The following is a 22,866-nucleotide window of genomic DNA, read 5'->3' on the forward strand; positions in this document are numbered from 1 at the left end:
TTTAAGTATGAGTTTAGTTGCATAAACAAATAATTAACCAACTCAGCTTTTAAGATTTCCCCACTTTATTCTATTGGCATTTTAATCATGCCAAAAATGAATGTTAACTTTTACAAATTATCTGCTGTATGAGCTACAACAGTAACACGTTTTCGTGAAGCAAAAATGGCTCCCATACTGGCACTAACGGCACCTAAAATCATTCCGATGAAGGAGAAAATAGCGAATTTAGAAATTGCTGATGCCATTTCATCACCAACTTTTCTGGCTTTCTGTTCTGCTTCTGCTTTAACTTGTTTAACTTTTTCTTTTGCGGTATTCAAGGTACTTACCCAATTTTCTACAATCTGTTGAGATTCTACACGGCTTTTTCCGGTTCTTGTCTGAACGATATTAACCAGGGCTTCCTGATCTACAGCATTAAAGGTAGAGTCGCTCGCTGAAAACAATTTAGAAAAAAGAGCATCTAGCTTCTCTTGTGCATCCTGAGGATTTTCCAAAATATCTTTTCCTGTTGATTCACCTGCTCCGGTTGCCTCATTGGCTTTCTCTTTTAAGGCGCCTGGTTGTAATTCCTTTTTACCAGATTGTTTTAATAACAGTTCTGCCTCTTGTTTCATTTTACCAAAAGTGTTTTCATCTACACCTAGCTGATCTTTAATCATATTTCCAGCTTCAGGAGCTGCAGCCTTAATGCCTTCTCCAGCCACAGAAAAACCTTTTGTAATTACAGAGCCAACTCCACCAACCACTTTACCTACTGATGAAGTAATGAGATATAAGTTTAAAAAGGTTAATAAACACCAGGTAAGTAATCCATGTAGTATTAAATCTGTTTTTTGAACATGGTTAGAAAACCAGCCAGCTACCCAGCCACCTGTAAATAAAGAAATAAGCATGGTTACAATCCACCAGATTAATGCTCCGGTTCCAAGACCACTAAAAGGCTTTGCTTCTTCGATTGGATCGATACTTCCCATGCCAATACCCAAACCAAGAATACTGAGCAAAAGTTGAATGGCAATGGCAATAAAAACGCCTGAAATGATTGCGCTCCATGATAGGCGACTGATAAATCCGATAGCAGATTTATCTCTTACTGTGTGAATTGTTTGTGACATTTTCTGTTTTTTCTAGGTTAATAAAATTGATTTCAATAAGCCGTAATTTTTTATTACCTACAAAAACAATGTTTTAAAACTGATCTTGGAATGATCAATCCTCACATTCATCAAAGTTGATTTTGTAATTTTTATTTTCATAACGGTTATTTTTTGTTTCGATAGAGAACAGGGGTGTAGGTGAAATGTTTGTTTTGTGTATCGTAAATGTTACAACCTTTGGTTTTGTCTTTAGTAAAAACCGGAGATCAGAATTTAACGTATGCGTAAGTGATTAAAATCTGCTTTATCAAGTTAAATCTTTGATATTTAAATGGTTGTTTTTATTGCTGTAGAGGGTTATGGTTGAAAATCACAATTTGGTGATAACACCAGCTAAAGGTTAAGAATCAATTTTATGCGCATTAAAGCATTATCTACACCCTCCTGATTTATAAATTTTGATGTAATGATGGTACATATGTTTAATCGGCATGATAAAAACTTGTTTTTTAATACATTGCAAATCTGTTTTAATGCATATTTTTTCTAACCTTAAATAATTTACAGTAGCTAAGTGTGTTTTTATCAGGCTATAATCAAAATGCCAGTTGCTGTAAATCCAAATAAAATATCATAAGCTTAATCTACATTAATAAAAATGACAAAGAAATTTAGCGTACTCACCATCATTTTTTTGAGCATAATATCTTCGGTATCCGTTGCACAGAATCCTATTATTCAAACTAAATTCACCGCAGATCCGGCTCCGATGGTTTATAAGGATACCGTATATTTATACACCACTCATGATGAGAATAATGCAGGCCCCGGTATGGGAAAATTCCTGATGAAAGACTGGCTCCTTTATACTTCTACTGATATGGTGAACTGGACAGATCATGGTGTAGTGGCATCATTAAAAGATTTTACCTGGGGCAGGCAGGATAATGGCGCATGGGCCCACCAATGTATTGAACGCAATGGAAAGTTTTACCTTTATTGTGCTGTACAAGGAAGTGGAATTGGGGTGTTAGTTGCTGATAGCCCCTATGGCCCATTTAAAGATCCCATAGGCAAAAGGCTGGTGGATACCGATCATTTGTGGAACGATATTGATCCTTCGGTATTTATTGATAATGACGGACAAGCTTATTTATATTGGGGCAATCCAAGCCTTTGGTATGTTAAGCTAAATGAAGATATGATTTCCTACGCTGGTGAAGTCACTAAAATTCCCAATATTGGTAAAGAGAAGGGGCAAACTACTGAAGATGCCTATCACTACCAGGAAGGGCCATGGACTTACAAACGCAATGGACATTACTACTTGGCTTATGCTTCTACCTGTTGCCCGGAAGGGATTGGTTATGCCATGAGCAATAGTGCCATCGGCCCCTGGGAATATAAGGGCTACATCATGAAACCAAATGCAAAATCATCAGGTAATCATCCTGGAATTATTGATTATAAGGGGAAGTCCTATGTATTTGGTTTTAATTTCAGGTTGAATTTTATGCTTACCGAGCAACATCATGAACGACGTTCCGTTTGCGTAGAAGAATTAAAATATAATACTGATGGAACGATTCCAGAATTACCATGGTGGTCTGAAACTGGGGTTGAGCAGATCGAAAATCTTGATCCTTACAAACGTACAGAAGCTGAAACCATCAACTGGGCTGATGGTATTAATACAGAAAAGGATATTAAAACCGGACAGCTTTTTGCCAGTAATAACCGTGCCGGTGCATATATAAAAGTACGTGGTGTTGATTTTGGAGAAGGCGCTAAAACATTTGAAGCCCGCATGGTAGCTATTACCGCAGGAAGCCTGGAAATTAGGATTGACAATCAGGCGGGCGATTTATTGGGTACGCTAAATGTTAAATCTCCAAACTGGGAAACCATTTCAAGCAAGATCAAAGCCGTAAAAGGTAAGCATGACCTTTATCTGATTTTTAAAGGCGGTAGCTTCAACCTTGATTGGTGGAAAATGAAAACTAAATAATAAATTCCATAAGGATCACTATATTGTTGACCTTCATTTTTGCGTACCTGAAAAGCATCTAAGTCAATCAGGCAAATACATTTCAAGAGCATAAACCTTACTTAATTTTACTCCGTTAAGTTGTGTAAGCATCAATAACCTGATAGTTTTTAGCATTAATTGTTAAAATAGGCAGGTAATACGTTTTACTAGCTAATTTTTATTATGTTAGTAAAACGAACTATCTCTATGCCTGTTAAAAAAATTCTGCATAATGAAACCAATTATATAGAATGGAACTCCTTTAAAGCGGGGAACTGGGAAGCTTTTGGTCGCATTTACGATACACATTTCAAATTATTAAACAATTACGGATATAAGTTTACCAGAGATACTGATCAGATTGAAGATGCAGTACATGATCTTTTTGTAAACCTCTGGCAAAAAAGAACACAAATCGGCAATCCTGCCTCTGTGCGTAATTATCTGTATAAATCTTTGCGAAACATGCTATTTCGTAAAATGGAAACGCAGCAAAAATTCGTTAAGTTAAATGCCGGAGAGGATTATCAATTCCATTTTGAAGTCTCTTTCGATACCTTATTCATGGAGAATGAGGCCAAAAAAGATCTTCAAAAGAAATTAAAGGAAGCCATCCAAACGCTTTCTGCAAGGCAACAAGAAATTATTTACCTGAGGTTTTATGAAGGTTTAAGCTATGAAGAAGCTGCCGATATCATGAATCTAAACATCAATTCTACTTATAAACTATTGTATAAGGCTATTGGGAAACTTCAGAAACAAGTTAAGCTGGAAGATTTGATGATGATTTTATGTCTTCTTGCATCTGAAAAGACACTTTTAGAAATAAATTAATTTTTTTTTAAAGGATGAGGGATAATTTCAGTTACCTCATGTATATAAGGGATATAATAACATGTTGATATGGATTTTTCTCAATACATACATTACAATTATGAAGATCTATTAAATGATGATGCTTTCCTGCATTTTATTATTGATCAAAAAGCTTCGGATTTGGATGCATGGGAAAACTTCAAAAAGGAGCAGCCGTATCGAAGTAAAGTTGCACAGGCGGCATTCGAAACCCTTTCTGCTTATCGCCAACAAAAAGTTTTTACCAACGAAACCTCACAATCGATGGTTTTTGATAGAATTACGGCAACCATTAATACTACTCAACCCAAAATAAAATCATTTAATTTTTTATCGTTTTTTAGGGTAGCGGCTGTTTTTGCGGTGGTAGCCTTAACAGCTGTGCTCTATTTTAGCTTTTGGAACAAAAAATCAATCGAAACAGATTTTGGCCATATTCAAACTTTGACCTTACCTGATGGCTCGGAAGTTACATTGAATGGCAATTCTAAAATTAGTTATGCCAAAGACTTTAAGAAAGGCACACGAGAGGTTTGGTTAAATGGTGAGGCATTATTTAACGTGAAGCACATTAATATTGATACCAACAACATTAAACCAGCTGAGAAATTTATGGTGCATTGTGGCGATATGAATATTGAAGTTTTAGGAACCACCTTCAATGTGAAAAGCCGGCATGATCAAACAAGCGTAGGTTTGCTTAGTGGGAAAATTAAGATTGATTATAACGACGTTTCTGAAACGAAGAAAGCCTTTATAATGGCTCCCGGCGATTTCGTGAAATATGCCAGAGAAAGTAAACTGGTGCACCAGAAAATTGTGAACCCACAACATTTAACGGCATGGACCACCCGCCACCTGGTGTTTCAGGATGCATCGCTAGAAGAAATGATTGCCGTGCTGCAGGATGACCTGGGTTATGAAGTAATGCTTCCTGATGATGAATTGAACCATTTGAAACTGGAAGGCGAAATTAACGTGAGCAGCGTAAAAGAATTACTTCAGATTTTATCCAATACCTTATACTTAACCATTAAAACCGAAAATAAAAAGATAACCATAACCAAATAGTTTGCATGATTTAAGCGCTTAAATCTGGTCGACTATAAAAGCAACAACCAACAACTAAAACTAAACAGATTATGAGAATACTATACCTTAGCAGGGTAGCGAAATTCGGCTGCCTTACTATGATGTTCTGCGCATGCACCGTGTTTTGTTCTGCCCAACTGATGGCCCGGAACCTGACTCGGGTAAAAGGTGAAGCGCAAATTCATGGCGATCATAAGATATTGCTTAAAACAGCACTAGACCTAATAAAGTCCAGGTTCGAGATTAAAATCGCATATAAAGAGGGGATTCTTGAAAATAAAAACAGTAATTTGGATGAAACCCAGATTATGGCCTTTGGTGACCCTAAAACGGCACTAACGTTCGTGCTAAATGGCACTACGCTAGACTTTAATAAAATCAGTGAGTCGCAATATATTATTGTAGATGCTGGTAAAGCAAAAAGAGCTGATATTATAAAAGGTACCATTTTTTCTGCTACTGATAATCTTCCATTAATCGGCGCAACCGTTTACATTAAGGGTACCAAAACCGGGGCCTCAACCGATGCCCAGGGTCAGTTTAGCTTAACTATTCCAGCCGAATTTGCTGGAAAACCGATCGTATTAAGCATTGCATCAGTAGGCTTCCAGACTTTAGAATTGCCAGTAAGCGACTTCAAAACGCCTATTAGTGTAAAACTTAAAGAAAGTAGCAGCAGCCTAAATGATGTGGTGGTTACGGCTTTAGGGATAAAACGTGATAGTAAGGCGTTGGGTTATGCAGTAACCGAAGTAAAAGGATCTGAATTTACACAAGCTCGTGAAAATAATGTGGCTAATGCACTAACTGGTAAAGTTGCAGGTGTAAATGCTACAGGTTTATCTACCGGACCAGGTGGATCAAGCCGGGTCATTATTCGTGGTAATGGTTCCTTTAATGGCAATAACCAGCCACTTTATGTGATAAATGGTATGCCCATAGATAATTCTGTACCAGGAGGTGCGGCAACTACAAATGGGATAGCCAGTAATGTAGACCGGGGCGATGGAATCAGCAGCATCAATCCTGATGATATTGAGAGCATCACTGTTTTGAAAGGGGGTACGGCAGCGGCATTATACGGATCAAGGGCCAGTAATGGTGTAATTCTGATCACTACTAAAAAGGGCGTGAAGCAAAAAGGCATTGGTATTGAATACAATTCTACCTTCACCATGGAAAATGCGATTAATGATAACGATTATCAATATGAGTATGGTCAGGGTTTAAATGGGGTAAAGCCTATGAATAAAAATGATGCAATAGCCACCGGCCGACTTTCATTTGGTGCTAAAATAGATGGTTCTGATTATGTGGCTGCCGATGGTTTAACGCATCCTTACAGTGCAGTTAAAGATAATATCAGTAATTTTTATTCCACTGGAACCAACTTCACCAATACTGTTGCATTTTCTGGTGGTACAGATGGTATTGTTTACCGTCTATCGGTTGCCGATCTGGATAGTAAAGGTATTATTTCCACCACCAGGTTTAAACGTCAAACGGCCAATTTAAATATCAATGCCAAAATCACAGATAAGATTAAAGTGGAGGGTTTGGCACAGTATAATTTAGAGCGGGGTTATAACAGAACTTCAGCAGGGGATGCCCTGGGTAACCCAAACTGGACGCCTTACGAGGTGGCCAATACGGTAGATGTGAGGTGGCTGGCTCCAGGTTATGATGCGGCAGGCAACCAAACGCCTTGGAATGATGCCGGTATTGCTACAAACGGTTATTTCGTAATGAACAAATACCAACAGAATGATACGAAAAACAGGTTTATTGGCCAGGGTTCCATCAGCTATGATATCGTTAAAAACTTCCAGCTAAAAGGCGTCATCAGTCGCGATTTTTACAATTATAATTACGAGAATATTTTACCAACAGGCGATACTTATGTTCCCAACGGACAATATTCGGCTATAAAATCTGATGTTTCTGAAACCAACTCACTCATTACAGGTAACTATAGAAACCGGATAGCCGATAAAATCGGGATTTCAATTTTAGGTGGTGCCAACAGCCGCCGTTTCGAAAACAAACAACTTGATATGACTGGTAATACGTTTACCATTCCTTACTTCTATAGCTATAAAAACCTGGCCACAGCAAGTACTGTTCCAACACATCAGCGCATTAGAACCAACTCTGTATTTGGATCAGTTGATGCAGATTATAAAAGTATTCTATACCTAACCTATACCGCCAGAAATGATTGGTTTTCTACATTGAGTCCAGATAATAATAGTATTCTTTACCAGAGTGTTGGTGGAAGTTTGGTGCTATCTGATGCCTTAAAAATGCCATCATCAATAGATATTTTCAGAATCCGTGGATCATGGGCAGAGGTTGGCGGTGGTGCGGCAGACCCTTATAAAATTAATTTAACCTATACCAATGTGCCAAGTTCAGGTCAGCCATTGCAAAACGTAAGCAGTAATGACATCACGAACCAAAATTTAAAGCCATATACCTCCACTACCTATGAAGGTGGTTTCGAGCTAAAAATGTTTAAAGGCCGATTGGGATTTGATTTCACCGCATATAGTCGTAAAACAACCAATGACATTTTGAATGCAGCCATTTCATCAACTTCTGGTTATAACAATGCGGTACTAAATGTGGGGGAACTGAGCAATAAAGGAATTGAGTTTTTGCTCACAGGTACACCAGTTCAAGGCAATAAATTTAGCTGGAACATCAGTTACAATATCGCTTACAATAAAAGTAAAGTAATTAAACTGGTAGATGGTACCAATACCTTTCAGATGGCCACTTCGGTAGGGAATTGGGGTTACATTAACCAAACGGTTGGCAGCTCTTACGGAACGATTGTGGGTACCCGAATGTTGAGAAATGATGCCGGAGAAATTGTATACAATTCAGCAACAAAACGCCCGGTTGCTACCGGTTTGCAAGAATTAGGCGATGGCGTGCCACCACTCACCATGGGTTTAACACAGGATTTCAGGTTCGGAAACTTTAATTTCAGTTTCCTGATTGATGGGAAATTCGGGAATAAAGTTTTCTCTGTGAAAGAAGTGTACGCCACCAGGTTAGGTTTAATGAAAAGTACCTTGCCAGGGCGTGAAAATGGCTTAACGATTTCAGGCGTAGATCAGGCAGGAAATCCTTATTCAGCCTTAATTCCAGTAAGTGATTTAAGGGCTTATTACAACGATATGCGGAACTATTCTGAACTGTTCGTTCATGATGGTGGATTTGTAAAACTTCGTCAGGCCATTATCTCCTACAACATTCCAGTTAAAAAACTGGATTTCTTGAAGGTGCAATCGGCCAGCATTTCCTTCGTGGCTCGTAATATTTTAACGTTTTACAAACAAACCGACAACTTCGATCCTGAATCAAGTTATTCAAACGGCAATGCGCAGGGTTTTGAATCAATCGGGTTGCCTAGAACACGCACCTTCGGGATGAATTTAATGGTTAAATTTTAATGCTTAAAAAAATGAAAATGTACGCTAAAAAATATAAAGCAGCCATCTGCGCATTATTGTTCAGTGCCATCCTGCCTTCCTGTACAAAAGATTTTCAGGAAATCAATACCGATCCTGAAGCATCGGCCAATATACAGCCCGCATTTGTTTTTACCAAAGCGCTGTACGATGGCGCTAAAAATAACCTGACCTTATTACTGGGTACCATGCAATACACCACCAGCTTTAATGATGTGGCTGGTTTTGGATCGAAGTATGTGTCCAGTCAGAGTCAGCAATCTTCAGCACAGTTTAGTAACGCTTACTACCAGGAAATAAATGAAATTACATTGGTGATTGATGCCGTAAAAGCCAATCCTGATCAGGTGAATTTATTGGCTGCAGCCCGGATCTGGAGAGCATATTGTTTTGCCAGGACCACTGATTTGTATGGTGATATTCCCTATACTGAAGCTGCGCAAGGATATACCAGTGCCAACTATAAACCTGCTTACGATGCTCAAAGAGCCATTTATCTTGATCTGTTAAAAGAATTGGAAGAATCTGCATTAAGCCTGAATGCTGCAAAAACTACATTCGGTCAGGCAGATTTGATATATGCCGGAAATACGACCAAGTGGAAAAAATTTGCTTATTCTTTAATGTTGCGTTTAGGGATGCGGTTAACTAAAGTAGATATTGTGCTGGCTGAAAGCTGGGTTAAAAAAGCCATTGCTGGTGGTGTGATTACCGATGATGCCGACATTGCCAAAATTTCATACATGAGCGCTGGTCAGGACATTAACAAAAATCCAATCGCTTTAACGCTTTACAACGGAGATTACATCAAAGCAGATGGAACGAGTAACCAGGAAGGCGGTAAATACCAGAATACCTTCATCACTTATATGAAAACGAATAAAGATCCGCGTTTGGGGATTTTATCTGTAGTGTATGTGAATGGAGTAGCTGATACTACTATGGCCATTCAAAAAGGAATGCCGGCAACTTTTAGTTCAAAACCTGCTGATTTTGTAACCTATTCAGAACCGAACCAGAAGACCGTGCTGGCCTTAGGTGGAGCAAAATTAATTTACACTACAGCAGAAACCGATTTCTTGTTGGCTGAAGCCAATTTGCGTGGCTGGTATGCGGCAGGTAATGCGGCTGCCCTTTATGAAGCCGGCATCAGGGCAGCGATGAAACAGTGGGCCATCATCGTGCCTGCGGATGGAATCATCAGCGATCTGCAAATTAATACCTATATCAAATACCATCCATTTAACACAGCAGGAACGTTTGAACAGAAAATGCAACAAATTTATACAGAATACTGGCTGGCTATATTTCCTGATGCCCAGGAAGCTTTTGCGAGCTATCGCAGAACGGGATACCCGGCTTTGGTTCCGGTGGTGTATGTAGGTAATGCTACAGGAGGCCGAATCTTTAGAAGGATGTTGTACCCGCTTTCTGAGCAAAATTTAAACCGGGCCTCACTAGACGCAGCCATCGCCAGGCAAGGTTCTGATGATTTCATGACCAGGATCTGGTGGGATAAATTGTAGAGCCCGCAGGGCGGGGTGTTTATGGAATTAGTCATCGGATGAATACCAGGCTAGGTACAAATATTCATCCGATGACTACATGAATATTAAGGAGCCTTGCTTTGAAAGATTGCTTCACCCCGATAACACAAAGCCTGGACTTCAGTTCGCAATGACGACCCCAAATAAAACAATAACCTTTACAAAATTGATTTACAATACTTAATAAGCAATATGTACCGATTACTCATCCTTTGCCTGCTTTTTACAGGAACCGTTTATGCACAAAAAAACGATGTGGTGGAAGACGAAACTTCCAGCACATACAATTTAAATAAGCCCGAACGGGAAGAATGGTTAAGAAATACAGGTGCAGGTTTATTTATCCATTTTAATGTAGATGCGCAACTTGGCATTGTAATCAGCCACTCGCTGGTGGGTGCTTCTGATGATTACACGGAACGTTACTTTAATGAACTCCCTAAAACTTTTAATCCTTCTTCCTTCAATCCGAAAGAGGTAGCTGAGCTGGCCAAGCTGGCGGGGATGAAATACATTGTTTTTACAACTAAGCATCACGCAGGCTTTTGCTTCTGGGATACCAAAACAACCGATTTTAACATCACCAATACCCCTTATAAAAAAGATTTACTCAAAGAATTTGTAAAGGCTACCCGTGATGCAGGTTTGGATGTCGGTTTTTATTTTTCGCCCGAAGATTTCAATTTCCTTTACAAACACAAAATCCCAATCAGCAGGAATATTACCAATCTGGATGCGGCAACCACAAAAGAATATGCAGAATATAACCGCAGGCAAACAGAAGAACTGATGCAGAACTATGGCAAAATCGATGTGCTGTTTATTGATGGCGATCCGAAGGAAACCGTGAAGGAAACTGCATGGAAAATGCAACCTGATATTCTAATTACCAGAGGTGCTATTTTAACTCCTGAGCAAACCCTGCCAGGTGCAAAGATCACTCAACCCTGGTTATCTCCGGTAACTATCGGAACCGCATGGCAATATCAGCCTACTAATGAAAGGTATAAATCAGGTTCGCAATTGATTGATTTGCTGATAGAAGCCAGATCGAAGGGAGGATCATTGTTATTAAATATAGGGCCGAAGCCAAGTGGCGCCTTAGCCACCGAGCAGGAAGACCGTTTACGCGAAATGGCCGGCTGGTATTTCATCAATCATGAAGCAATGGATGATGTACGCAGTTGGGTAGTCAGCAAAGAAAATAATATTTATTTTACTCAGAAAGCGCCGGGCACTTTATTTGCCATCGTCATGGATTCAAAGGACTGGAAAGAAGGTGAACGTAGAAACTTCTTTTTAAAATCAGCAAAGGCAACTGCAAATACCAAAATCAGTGTGTTGGGCCAAAACAGTAAAATCATGGAGTATAAGCCTGATTTAGATGTTTCTTCCAGGTTTAAACAAACCGGCAATGGTTTGGAGTTATCGGTAGTGAAAGCCCAGCGTATTTATGATGATCACCGCTGGCCAAATCCGGTCGTGATTAAAATAGAAAATGTAGCACCTGTTTTTGCAGAGGCAGCCATGGTACAAACAGGTAATGCTAAAGCCAATAGCGGTGTGGCTACCCTGAATGGCAAAATATTAAACTATACACAAGTTAAACCAGGCCGGGCAAAATTTTACTATCGCCCATACCGCGGACAAGTGGAAACGCTTTATGCTGAAGAATGGAAAATGAGCCCATGGGTAACCATTAAAGCTGATGGAACATTTTTAGGGACAATAAAATTGCCGAAGGGTTCGTACGAATACAAAGCCGTAGCAGAACAGCAAAATGTAGTGATAGAAGGAGAAAATAAAGTTTTAAATCTACCTTAGTTGATGAAGATTGGTATTATGATAAAATTTTCCCAGAAGAATTTCCTTTTCATCAGGCCGATGATATTCGCCTTCATCCTGACGGTGAGTTTGTTGTTTTGTTCCAAGCTTTTACAAGCACAAGGAGATCACCATTCAGGAATTATACCAAGACCTGCTGAAGAAATTAAGAAAGAGGGTACATTTATCATTAATCCAGATACGAAGTTATTTTTCGCTAATGGCAGAAAAGTAAATGCCAGCTTCTTTAATCAATACCTGAAGGATTTGTCAGGATTTTCGCTTCAAACGAGTCGTCAATCAGCATCGCATGGAATTAGTTTTTTGATTGATTCGGCCTCCAATATTCCGACAGAAGGTTATATGTTGGATGTATCCCCAAAAAACATTGTGATCAAAGCCAGTGATGAACACGGTTTGTTTTATGGTTTGCAATCACTTACACAGCTGATCAAAAAAAAAGGTAAAAAGATTTTTGTGGATTCATACCACATTGCAGATGCACCTAGATTTGCTTACCGGGGCATGCACCTGGATGTAGCCCGGCACCTGTTTAGCGTGGCGGCAATAAAAAAATGGCTTGATCAGCTGGCCTTTTACAAAATCAATACCTTCCATTGGCATTTAACAGATGATCAGGGCTGGCGCATCGAAATTAAAAAATATCCTTTGCTGCAAAGTGTCTCTGCTTTTAGAAAAGAAACTTTAATCGGCCATAAGCGAACAGATCCACACCTTTTTGATGGAAAAAGATATGGCGGCTATTATACTCAGGAAGAAGTTAAAGATGTTGTTGCCTATGCGGCAGACAGGCAAATTACCACCATACCAGAAATTGAAATGCCGGGACATGCACAGGCGGTTTTGGCAGCCTATCCAAATCTGGGCTGTACAGGCGGCCCATACCAAACGGCTACCTATTGGGGTGTTTTTGAAGATGTTTTCTGTGCAGGTAATGAAGAAACCTTTCATTTTTTAGAAGGCGTTATGGATGAAGTGATACCTTTATTTCCTTCAAAATATGTACACATTGGTGGTGATGAATGTCCGAAAACCCGCTGGCACAATTGCCCGAAATGCCAGAAAAGAATCAGGGATGAAAAGCTAAAAGATGAGCACGAACTGCAATCGTATTTTATCGCAAGGATGGAAAAATACCTCCATACCAAAGGCAAGAAAATCATTGGCTGGGATGAAATTCTAGAAGGTGGTTTGGCGCCGGATGCAACGGTAATGAGTTGGCGTGGTTTAGAAGGCGGTATTGCTGCAGCCAAACTCCAACATGATGTCATCATGACGCCGGAGAAATTCGTGTACCTCGATTACTATCAATCGCTCAGTAAAACAGAACCCGTTGCCGCCGGAGGCTATTTGCCGCTTCGTAAAATCTATGAATACGAACCCATGCCTGATGAACTCTCTAAATCGGAGCAGCGTTACATCAAAGGGGTACAAGCCAATGCATGGTCGGAATACCTGAACAGTGCTGCACAAGCGGAGTATATGATTTTTCCCCGCATCATTGCTTTGGCAGAAACAGCATGGTCTAAACCGGAATATAAAAAGTACCCGGATTTCCTGATCCGCTTAAACCAAAACCTCCGTTTTTTGAAAGGAATTCATTATGCCACTTCATTTAATGAAATTACAGGTGAAAGCGTTAAAAATGCTTCATCGTTTAAGCTTTCCACTGATCTAAAAAATGCTGAAATCAGGTACACGATCAATGGAACTGATCCCACACCAGGCAGTTTAAAATACATTTCTCCGGTTCGCATGGAAAAATCCGGAACCCTTAAAGCAAGGCTTTTTAAAGATGGAAAGGCAGCCGGCAAGCTGTACGAACAAATCCTTATAAAAATCCTGGCCACCGGAAAAAAAGTAAGTCTTGCACAGCCCGGACAGGGCAATTACCATGTAGATCCACAAATTTTAACCAATGGCGTTCAGGGCTCGCCACTCTACAATAATGGCGAATGGCTTGGTTACAGTGGGGTTGATTTTGAGGCTGTTGTAGATTTGGAAGCAGTGCAAACCATCAGTGAAGTAGGGCTGAATACCCTCAATTACCAATGGCAAAAAATGCATCCGCCAAAACTACTCACTTTCGAGGTATCTACGGATAACATTAGTTTTAAAGAGGTTTCCAGGCAAACGGTTTTCGGTAAAGAAGGGATTAACATGGCCAGGCAAAAGCTGAAGGCCATGCCAGCCCGCTATGTAAAAATTAAGGCCAGCAATATCGGGATCATCCCGGATGGCTTTTATGGCGCAGGCACTAAAGCCTGGCTAATGGTTGACGAAATTATCATCAATTAAATGACTATACTCATCGTTATTCTGTGCATTGCACTGCTCATCATACTTATTTCTGCCTTTAAGGTGAATGCCTTTCTGGCTTTTCTGGCGGTATCATTTCTTGCTGCTTTAGCATTAGGCTTGCCACCTGCAAAAATTCCCTCGATGATTGAAAAGGGGATGGGCGACGTTCTAGGCTCACTGGCCATTGTTATTATTGCGGGAGCCATGCTGGGTAAACTGGTGGCTGAAAGCGGTGCCGCGCAAAAAATAGCAAAAGTGAGTATGGATGCCTTTGGTCCGAAATATATTCAATGGGCCATGGTGCTTACTGGTTTCCTCATTGGGATTCCGCTTTATTATGGCATCGGTTTCGTTTTAATGGTGCCGCTCATTTTTTCAGTGGTATATCGGTATAAATTACCAGCCTTATACATTGGCTTGCCCATGCTGGCGGCACTTTCTGTAACGCATGGTTTTCTGCCCCCACATCCTTCGCCAGCAGCTTTAGTCATTCAGTTTAATGCTGATATGGGCTTAACGTTACTTTATGGTTTGGCGGTCTCCATTCCGGCAATCGTAATTGGCGGGCCAATATTTTCGAGAACTTTGAAAGCCATTCCGGCTACTCCATTAGCTTCCTTTAATGCAAAAGACCTGGCTGATGAAGATTTACCCAGCGGATTCAAAAGCTTTTTTACGGCCTTGTTGCCTGTGCTCTTATTGGCAGCAGCATCTTTTTTCCCTTTAATTTTAAATGCAGATTCCAAAATACTTCCTTACATTTTATTTGCAGGTCATCCTTCGGTGGTTATGCTCCTGGTACTGGTGGTAGCCACCTGGCTTTTGGGCGTATCCGAAGGAAAAAAGATCAAAGATATTATGACTATTTACGGCGATGCGATTAAAGATATTGCCCTGATTTTATTGATCATAGCCGGATCTGGTGCACTTAAGCAAGTGCTAACGGAAAGTGGCGTAAGCAATCAAATTGCAGATTATTTACAGCATGTAAAAGTAGAACCTTTATTTTTGGCCTGGTTAATTGCGGCCATTATTCGCTTTTGTGTAGGTTCGGCCACGGTTGCAGGGCTCACTACAGCAGGCATTATTGTTCCGCTGATGGAGCAAACCCATACCAATCCGAACCTGATGGTTTTAGCCGTTGGAGCCGGAAGTTTAATGTTTTCGCATGTGAACGATGCCGGATTCTGGATGTTTAAAGAATATTTCGGACTTAGCCTTAAAGATACTTTCAAATCCTGGGCATTAATGGAATCAATGGTGGGCATTGTTGGCCTGTTGGGCATACTTTTACTACATCTTATTATCGTATAATTATATAAACAGATACAATGGAAAATTTAACACCTGATGAACGTTTCGAACAACTCAAACTTAACCTGCCACCTGCACCTGCACCACTGGGTGTGTATAAACCTTGCCTGGTTGATGGGAAATATCTTTATTTAAGCGGTCACGGTCCGGTGCAGGAAGATAAATCTTTAATTATCGGTCGCATTGGCTCAGATTTAAGTCAGGAAGAAGGAAAGCTTGCGGCTTTACAGGTAGGCTTAACTATGCTTTCTACCATTAAAACAAACCTGGGCTCACTCAATAAAGTGAAAAGGGTAATTAAAGTGCTAGGCATGGTAAACTGTACGCCTGAATTTGAAAAACACCCTTTCATTATTAATGGTTGCAGTGAACTTTTTGCAAAGGTATGGGGTGAAGAAAATGGAATTGGGGTAAGAAGTGCGGTGGGTTTTGGCTCCTTGCCAGATAATATTCCGGTAGAGATTGAAGCTTTGTTTGAACTTTTTTAAACCCATTATGCAAGAGCAAGCATGGTATCTTTTGCCGAATGAGGCCAATATCGAAACGCCTTCCCTTATTTTTTATGAGGAACGTTTACGCGAAAACATTCAAATGCTGAAAGGCATGATTGATGATCCGGATCGGTTGCGGCCACATGTAAAAACGCATAAGTGTTTGGAAATTACCGAGCTGATGTTGTCAGCAGGGATCAGAAAGTTTAAATGTGCCACCATAGCCGAGGCTGAGATGCTGGCGATGGCGAAAGCCGATGATGTTTTACTTGCTTATCAGCCTGTAGGCGAAAATATTGATCGCTTTTTTAAACTGAAAGCCAGGTATCCGGATACGCATTTCAGCTGCCTGGTTGATCACCTCGACATCGCCACACAACTGGCGATAAAAGGTAAAGAAGAAAATACCATAATTAATGTCTACATTGATCTGAATGTGGGCATGAACAGAACCGGGATTTTACCTGAGTTTGCACTTGATTTATTTAACTCCATGCTGGCGTTTTCTTTCGTGCAAGTAGAAGGCTTACATGCTTATGATGGTCAGATCCATGATGCTTCTATTAAAATTCGAAAACAAAAAACAACGCCCATTATTACGCAACTGGCTGCCTTAAAAATTGATATGGAAGGTATAGCTGCCAAAGAAATGAAGGTGATTGCTGGCGGAACGCCAACCTTTCCGATCTATGCTTTAAATACTCGTTTCGAATGCAGTCCAGGTACTTTTATCTTATGGGATAGAGGCTACCAGGATGCTTATACCGAACAAAATTTTAATACAGCAGCTTTGTTGTTGAGCCGGATCGTGTCATTCCCGATTCAGGGCCTGGTGTGTTCAGATTTAGGTCACAAAGCCGTTGCTGCCGAAAAAGAACTCCAAAGTCGTGTGTTTTTTATTAATGCACCTTCTATGGAAGTACAAAGCCAGAGCGAAGAACACCTGGTTTTGAGCACTGATGAACCCGAACAATATCAATTGGGCAATATGCTTTATGGCTTACCCTACCACATCTGCCCAACAGTAGCTTTGCATGAAAAAGCATTATGTTTAACTGCTGACGGATCAATTAGACGCTGGGATATTATTGCCCGGAAAAGAAAAATCACCATATAACCTCAACCATGTTTACCATAGATGCCCATTTAGATTTAAGCATGAATGCTTTGGAGTGGAACCGCGATTTAACGCAGCCCATAGCCGATCTTAATTTGCGTGAGAAAGGCTTAACCGATAAACCCGACCGTGCTTTGGCAACCGTATCGCTCCCAGAGTTGCGTAAAGGCCAGATTGGATTGGTGGTGGCCACACAAATTGCCCGTTATGTGGCGCCTGATAACCATTTACCCGGATGGCATTCGCCAGCGCAGGCCTGGGCGCAAACGCAAGGACAACTGGCCTGGTACAAAGCGATGGAAGATGCTGGCGAGATGGTTCAGATTCATAACCTGGAAACACTGGAGCATCATTTATCGCTATGGAATAATCATCAGCCTAATGATCAAAAGCCAATCGGTTACATTCTTAGCCTTGAAGGGGCAGATTCTCTGGTAACGGTTGGCCATCTGGAAAAAGCCTGGCAAAATGGTTTGCGGGCGGTGGGTCCTGCGCATTATGGCCCGGGACGTTACGCACAGGGAACAGATGCCACAGGAAAAATGACGGCAATTGGGCACGATTTATTAAAAGAAATGGAACGCCTGAATATCATTTTAGATGCCACGCATTTATGTGATGATAGTTTTTGGGATGCCATGAACCGTTTTAACGGACATATTTGGGCATCGCATAACAACTGCCGGAGCCTGGTGAACCACAACCGCCAGTATAGTGATGAGCAAATTAAAGAATTGATTGGTCGTGGTGCCGTAATCGGTGCAGCGCTTGATGCCTGGATGATGGTACCCAACTGGCAGCGGGGTATTTCTCAGCCCAGGGCAATGAACTGCAATTTGGAAGTGATGATTGATCACATCGACCACATTTGCCAGCTAGCCGGAAATGCAAAACATGTGGGCATTGGTTCTGATCTTGATGGCGCTTTTGGTAAAGAGCAATGTCCTTATGATTTAGAAACCATCGCCGACCTGCAAAAAGTGTCTGAGTTATTTAAGAAAAGAGGCTATACCGATACCGACGTTCAGCACCTGATGCATGGCAACTGGTTGCGCTTTCTTAGAAACGCCTGGACTTAATTTTTACCTGATATGAAGATAAACAAACGACTGGCCTGGTACTTCAGCCTGGCTTTAATCACAATAAATACCAATGTTTTTGCTCAAACTAAGGCAAAACTTCCCTTATATAAAAATGCAAAAGCACCTGTAGCAAGTAGGATTAAAGACCTGCTTTCCCGGATGACGTTGGAAGAGAAAGTCGGGCAGATTTCTATGCCTCTTGGCTGGCCCATGTATACCAAAAACGGAAATGAGGTGGAAGTAAGTGAGGCTTTCAAAAAATCATTGAAGGAAGAATATACTGGCATGCTTTGGGCAACGCTTCGTGCTGATCCCTGGACGAAAAAGACTTTAGCCAATGGTTTAAATCCGGAGCTGGCTGCCAAGGCTACCAATGCCATTCAAAAATACGCGATTGAAAATACCCGCTTGGGTATTCCGGTTTTACTTTCGGAAGAAGCGCCACATGGCCATATGGCCATTGGAACAACCGTTTTTCCGACTTCAATAGGGCAGGGCAGTACTTTTGATCCGGAACTGATTCAGAAAATGGCTGCTGCAATTGCCGAAGAAACCCGTTTACAGGGTGGGCACGTTGGTTATGGCCCGGTACTGGATTTAGCCCGTGAACCTCGATGGTCAAGAGTGGAAGAAACTTATGGAGAAGATCAGGTACTCAACAGCCGGATGGGTGAGGCCATGGTGAAAGGTTTCCAAGGTAAAAACATCAATAGCGGTGTCAACGTGGTCGCTACTTTAAAGCATTTTGCTGCTTATGGGGCACCCGAAGGTGGCCATAACGGGAGCAGCATTAATGTTGGCTTACGCAGTTTGCATCAGTTTTATTTGCCACCTTTCAAAGCTGCTGTAAAAGCTGGTGCACTATCTGTGATGACCGCCTACAATTCCATTGATGGAATTCCTTGTTCTTCTAATGAAATATTGTTAAATGATATTTTGAGAAAAGACTGGGGTTTTAAAGGTTTCGTCGTTTCGGATTTAAATAGCATTTCCGGATTGAAAGCCAATCACCACATTGCTGAAAATGCGGCAGAAGCAGCTGAATTGTCCATTAACGCTGGTTTAGATGCTGATTTAAGTGGCATCGGTTATGGCAAGGCTCTGCTGGCCGCCATTAAATCAGGAAAAGTAAGTCCTCAGGTTTTAGATACCGCCGTGAGCCGGGTATTGCGTATTAAATTTAATATGGGGCTTTTTGAAAACCCTTATGTAAAGCCTGACCTTGCAAAACAGCAGGTAAGAAGTGCGGAAAAAGTAGCTTTGGCGAGGCAGGTTGCAAGGGAATCTATCATTCTGTTAAAAAATCAAGACAAACTGCTTCCGTTAAGTAAATCGCTAAAAAATCTTGCGGTGATCGGTCCAAATGCGGATCAGTTTTACAACCAGATTGGCGATTATTCTGCACCGCAAAGTGAAGGCAATGTGGTAACCGTTTTACAGGGAATCAAAAATAAACTGGGTAACCATACTAAAATCACCTATGTGAAAGGTTGCGCCATACGTGATACTACATCCAGCAACATTGAGGAAGCGGTTAGTGTGGCAAAAAAAGCTGATGCAGTGGTCATTGTTTTGGGTGGATCCAGTGCGAGGGATTTTAAAACCGAATATATTGAAACCGGAGCGGCAAAAATTCAGGCCGGAGGTAATCAGCTCAGCGATATGGAAAGTGGTGAAGGTTATGATAGGGCTACTTTAGATTTGCTCGGTGATCAGCTTAAACTTTTAAAAGCGGTAGTAAATACAGGTAAACCAGTGGTGCTGGTGCTGATCAAAGGTCGCCCGTTAAATTTAAACTGGGCTGCTGAACATGTTCCTGCCATTCTGGATGCCTGGTATCCTGGTCAGGAAGGAGGAAATGCCATTGCTGATGTGCTTTTTGGTGATTATAATCCTGCCGGCCGTTTGCCGATTTCCGTTCCTAAATCTGTCGGACAGTTACCCGTGTATTACAATGCCCGCTACCCTGAGAAACACGATTATATTGAAATGGATGCTAAACCCTTGTATAGCTTTGGTTATGGTTTAAGTTATACCACTTTCGATTACCAAAATATTAAAATTAAATATGAGAACGGATTGGCTACAGTTAATTTTGATTTGAAAAATACAGGTACTGTAGATGGGGAAGAGGTGGTTCAACTTTATGTAAAAACGAAAACCTCATCTGTCGTATTGCCGACTAAACAGCTAAAACAGTTTAAAAGAATCTCCTTAAATGCTGGTGAGCAAAAGAATTTAACTTTTGTGCTGAATCATGATGATCTGGAAATTTATAATGCTCAAATGAAGTGGGCGGTTGAAGCTGGAGAATATACGGTAATGGTTTCATCCTCTTCAGATCAGGTGAAGCTGGAAGGAAAGTTTAAGATAGAAAAGTAGTTTTTCATTCCCCTCCTCCGGAGGGGAGCCTGTAAGGCGGGGTGGTAATTCATCTATATTAACTCGTCTTTTAATCGTTTACGTGGTTGGTGTCACACCAACCAGTAGAAAAAAGCGCAAATTTATAAAGCAAACTTCACATTAATCAAAGCACTGATTCCACTAAGGTGGGTGCTAGGTGTTTTGGGGAGGTTAGCGATTTTAGTAGCCTGGCATTCAAGTAATAGCATAATGGATTTTGATAAATTATAATTCACGCCTAGTCCGACATTACCATACAGGTATAACTTAGAATCATTATAATAATTAACTGTATTGCTTGTCGCATCAATATCAGCTTGTGGGTGGCGAACCAAAGATGGACCTAAGCCTGCTACAATAAAAGGCACCCAATTACCCAAACCCCTATGATAACCTAAGCCCAAGCCCAGGTTTATGCTATTGGAATTTGCATCTATCATAGAATTTATTCCATTTGATGCCGTGTTACTCTTGTAGCCCACACTGGTTTCGCCCAATTGTATCCTCCCGAAAAATTGTTTCTTGTAGTTGAACTGAACGGTGGTTTGAGAGGTAGTACCCAGGAGCATGGGTTCACCAGCAACCTGATCAAATGGGGCAAACAAACCAATTGCCCCGCCAAAATCTATCCGCCATTTGCGCTCTTTTACCGGATCTGAAGTCTGCGCTTTTACAGTATAATAAATGCCGGAAAAAACCAGAGCGATAAGTATTACTTTTTTAAAGGTGCTGAAATTCATTGTGTTTTATATTACTACTGCTTGGCAAAGATGTAGCAGAACAGTAAGGTTATTTGGATGATAGTTACTGAAGTGACAAAATCCGGTGCTCACCTTACAGAATGAATGGTATGAAAGCGCTGTTGAAAATTTTACGCAATAGATTGCTTCCCCGTAAGGTCGGGGCAAGCTGTCGTAGCTCCTTGAAATGAGGATTCTGCTTAATGGCTCGTCCTCCTATACCCACGAAGAATCGTCCTCCTGAACTTGATTCAGGATCTTATTAAGGTAGGTGTTGAAATAAATTTAGCATAACGAGTGGGTTAAAGAGTTTCCTCAAAAAACTCATCAAATTCGTTATTGCGAAGCACGAATAATCGTCTTCCTGAACTTGATTCAGGACCTTATCAAGGTAGATGCTGAAATAAATTCAGCATGACGAGTGGGTTAAAGGGTTTCCTCAAAAAACTCATCAAATTCTTTATTGCGAAGCACGAATAATCGTCCTCCTGAACTTGATTCAGGATCTTATCAAGGTAGATACTGAAATAAATTCAGCATGACGAGTGGGTTAAAGGGTACCTAAAAAATCTCCTTAAAATTCGTCATTGCGAAGCAGATTCTTCATCTGATGAAGCAATCTCTATCAAAGAAATCTTCAAAATAGATTGCTTCGTGCCTCGCAAGGACGCTATATATAAAAGGCTAAAGCTTATTTGAGGGGAACTGGTTCAGCCATTTTTTTAACTGGGAAGATTTTTCCCTGCTAAGGGTAATTGCTTCGCCCTCAGAAGGCGATAACTCAATCTTGAGCTGACTGTTAAAGAAAAGGTGTATTTTGTGGATCGATTTTAATGATACGATATATTGTCGGCTTGCCCTGAAAAATACATCAGGATCAAGTTCCTTTTCCAGATTCTCTAACGTTTGCTCGATCACATAGCGCTTATTGTCGAAGGTATGCAGAAAAGTGGTTTTATTCTCGGATGAAAAATAAGCAATTACACTGGTCATCACCAGCACGTAGGTATCCCGATAAAAAACCAGAAACCTGTTGCGGTAAGATATTTCTCTGACCTGTAACTCCCTTAAGGTCTGCAAAAGTAAATCATTGGTGTGCCGGTCTTTTGGTGCCGCCTTTCTTAAACTTTTAGAAAGTTTATCTACATCAAGAGGTTTTAAAAGGTAATCTATTCCGTTTACCTCGAAGGCTTTTAACGCATATTCATCATAAGCGGTAATGAAAACCACAGGTGCAGTAATTTCAACATGATTAAATATTTCAAAGCTTAGTCCATCTGTAAGCCTGATATCCATAAAAATAAGGTCTGGTTGTAGGTGTCCCTGAAACCAAATGATACTATCTTGAACAGTTTGTAAGCGATCTACCACCATTATGCTGCTATCTAGCTGGTGAAGCATTTTTTCGAGTCTCAACACATTTGGCAACTCATCTTCAATGATCAAAACACTTGGCATAGAATAGTGA

At 40.7% G+C, this 22,866-nt stretch carries 15 protein-coding genes; 12 read left to right on the forward strand and 3 right to left on the reverse strand.

Annotated features, from left to right (window positions below; translation table 11 throughout):
- Positions 1-110: 110 nt before the first annotated feature.
- Positions 111-1,121 (reverse strand): hypothetical protein, encoded by a 1,011-nt coding sequence (locus AN34_RS06770; protein WP_029283584.1) that lies wholly within the window; start codon positions 1,119-1,121, stop codon positions 111-113.
- A gap of 640 nt (positions 1,122-1,761) precedes the next feature.
- Between AN34_RS06770 and AN34_RS06775 the strand changes: the two genes are divergently transcribed.
- From AN34_RS06775 to AN34_RS06830, 12 genes are all read left to right on the forward strand, one after another.
- Positions 1,762-3,111: a glycoside hydrolase family 43 protein gene (locus tag AN34_RS06775; protein WP_029283586.1), complete on the forward strand. Its 1,350-nt coding sequence runs from the start codon at positions 1,762-1,764 to the stop codon at positions 3,109-3,111.
- A 228-nt stretch (positions 3,112-3,339) separates the two neighbouring features.
- A complete protein-coding gene (locus AN34_RS06780; protein WP_036676607.1) occupies positions 3,340-3,966 on the forward strand; it encodes an RNA polymerase sigma factor in 627 nt (208 codons plus the stop codon).
- A 69-nt stretch (positions 3,967-4,035) separates the two neighbouring features.
- Positions 4,036-5,058: a FecR family protein gene (locus AN34_RS06785; RefSeq protein ID WP_029283590.1), complete on the forward strand. Its 1,023-nt coding sequence runs from the start codon at positions 4,036-4,038 to the stop codon at positions 5,056-5,058.
- A 71-nt stretch (positions 5,059-5,129) separates the two neighbouring features.
- The gene (locus AN34_RS06790) at positions 5,130-8,540 is read left to right on the forward strand and encodes a SusC/RagA family TonB-linked outer membrane protein (protein ID WP_029283592.1); all 3,411 of its coding nucleotides are present in this window, start codon (positions 5,130-5,132) and stop codon (positions 8,538-8,540) included.
- 17 nt (positions 8,541-8,557) lie between these two features.
- A complete protein-coding gene (locus tag AN34_RS06795) occupies positions 8,558-10,084 on the forward strand; it encodes a SusD/RagB family nutrient-binding outer membrane lipoprotein (RefSeq protein WP_231625495.1) in 1,527 nt (508 codons plus the stop codon).
- 213 nt (positions 10,085-10,297) lie between these two features.
- On the forward strand, positions 10,298-11,929 hold the full coding sequence (locus AN34_RS06800) for an alpha-L-fucosidase (RefSeq protein WP_029283597.1): 1,632 nt from the start codon (positions 10,298-10,300) through the stop codon (positions 11,927-11,929).
- A gap of 18 nt (positions 11,930-11,947) precedes the next feature.
- The gene (locus tag AN34_RS06805; RefSeq protein WP_197285492.1) at positions 11,948-14,248 is read left to right on the forward strand and encodes a family 20 glycosylhydrolase; all 2,301 of its coding nucleotides are present in this window, start codon (positions 11,948-11,950) and stop codon (positions 14,246-14,248) included.
- Positions 14,249-15,565, forward strand: a complete 1,317-nt coding sequence (locus AN34_RS06810; RefSeq protein ID WP_029283602.1) for a gluconate:H+ symporter — start codon at positions 14,249-14,251, stop codon at positions 15,563-15,565.
- A 17-nt stretch (positions 15,566-15,582) separates the two neighbouring features.
- Positions 15,583-16,053 carry a RidA family protein gene (locus tag AN34_RS06815; RefSeq protein WP_029283604.1) on the forward strand — a complete coding sequence of 157 codons (471 nt, stop codon included), beginning with the start codon at positions 15,583-15,585 and terminating at the stop codon, positions 16,051-16,053.
- 7 nt (positions 16,054-16,060) lie between these two features.
- The gene (locus AN34_RS06820; protein WP_029283606.1) at positions 16,061-17,173 is read left to right on the forward strand and encodes a D-TA family PLP-dependent enzyme; all 1,113 of its coding nucleotides are present in this window, start codon (positions 16,061-16,063) and stop codon (positions 17,171-17,173) included.
- Positions 17,174-17,181: 8 nt separating this feature from the next.
- Positions 17,182-18,252, forward strand: a complete 1,071-nt coding sequence (locus tag AN34_RS06825) for a dipeptidase (protein WP_029283609.1) — start codon at positions 17,182-17,184, stop codon at positions 18,250-18,252.
- 12 nt (positions 18,253-18,264) lie between these two features.
- On the forward strand, positions 18,265-20,637 hold the full coding sequence (locus AN34_RS06830; RefSeq protein ID WP_051666290.1) for a glycoside hydrolase family 3 N-terminal domain-containing protein: 2,373 nt from the start codon (positions 18,265-18,267) through the stop codon (positions 20,635-20,637).
- A 122-nt stretch (positions 20,638-20,759) separates the two neighbouring features.
- Here the strand turns inward: AN34_RS06830 and AN34_RS06835 are convergent, their stop codons facing one another.
- Positions 20,760-21,398 carry an outer membrane beta-barrel protein gene (locus AN34_RS06835; protein ID WP_029283613.1) on the reverse strand — a complete coding sequence of 213 codons (639 nt, stop codon included), beginning with the start codon at positions 21,396-21,398 and terminating at the stop codon, positions 20,760-20,762.
- A 684-nt stretch (positions 21,399-22,082) separates the two neighbouring features.
- Positions 22,083-22,856 (reverse strand): LytTR family DNA-binding domain-containing protein, encoded by a 774-nt coding sequence (locus AN34_RS06840; RefSeq protein ID WP_029283615.1) that lies wholly within the window; start codon positions 22,854-22,856, stop codon positions 22,083-22,085.
- Between the last annotated feature and the right edge of the window lie 10 nt (positions 22,857-22,866).

Source organism: Pedobacter sp. R20-19, assembly GCF_000708265.2.
Classification (GTDB): Bacteria; Bacteroidota; Bacteroidia; order Sphingobacteriales; family Sphingobacteriaceae; genus Pedobacter.

Excerpts from the sequence above, each read along its gene's own strand:
- AN34_RS06810 (WP_029283602.1), top strand. The coding sequence starts at position 14,249 with ATGACTATACTCATCGTTATTCTGTGCATTGCACTGCTCATCATACTT.
- AN34_RS06770 (WP_029283584.1), bottom strand. The coding sequence starts at position 1,121 with ATGTCACAAACAATTCACACAGTAAGAGATAAATCTGCTATCGGATTT.
- AN34_RS06775 (WP_029283586.1), top strand. The coding sequence starts at position 1,762 with ATGACAAAGAAATTTAGCGTACTCACCATCATTTTTTTGAGCATAATA.
- AN34_RS06780 (WP_036676607.1), top strand. The coding sequence starts at position 3,340 with ATGCCTGTTAAAAAAATTCTGCATAATGAAACCAATTATATAGAATGG.
- AN34_RS06835 (WP_029283613.1), bottom strand. The coding sequence starts at position 21,398 with ATGAATTTCAGCACCTTTAAAAAAGTAATACTTATCGCTCTGGTTTTT.
- AN34_RS06800 (WP_029283597.1), top strand. The coding sequence starts at position 10,298 with ATGTACCGATTACTCATCCTTTGCCTGCTTTTTACAGGAACCGTTTAT.
- AN34_RS06785 (WP_029283590.1), top strand. The coding sequence starts at position 4,036 with ATGGATTTTTCTCAATACATACATTACAATTATGAAGATCTATTAAAT.
- AN34_RS06795 (WP_231625495.1), top strand. The coding sequence starts at position 8,558 with ATGTACGCTAAAAAATATAAAGCAGCCATCTGCGCATTATTGTTCAGT.
- AN34_RS06790 (WP_029283592.1), top strand. The coding sequence starts at position 5,130 with ATGAGAATACTATACCTTAGCAGGGTAGCGAAATTCGGCTGCCTTACT.
- AN34_RS06815 (WP_029283604.1), top strand. The coding sequence starts at position 15,583 with ATGGAAAATTTAACACCTGATGAACGTTTCGAACAACTCAAACTTAAC.
- AN34_RS06820 (WP_029283606.1), top strand. The coding sequence starts at position 16,061 with ATGCAAGAGCAAGCATGGTATCTTTTGCCGAATGAGGCCAATATCGAA.
- AN34_RS06840 (WP_029283615.1), bottom strand. The coding sequence starts at position 22,856 with ATGCCAAGTGTTTTGATCATTGAAGATGAGTTGCCAAATGTGTTGAGA.
- AN34_RS06825 (WP_029283609.1), top strand. The coding sequence starts at position 17,182 with ATGTTTACCATAGATGCCCATTTAGATTTAAGCATGAATGCTTTGGAG.
- AN34_RS06805 (WP_197285492.1), top strand. The coding sequence starts at position 11,948 with ATGATAAAATTTTCCCAGAAGAATTTCCTTTTCATCAGGCCGATGATA.
- AN34_RS06830 (WP_051666290.1), top strand. The coding sequence starts at position 18,265 with ATGAAGATAAACAAACGACTGGCCTGGTACTTCAGCCTGGCTTTAATC.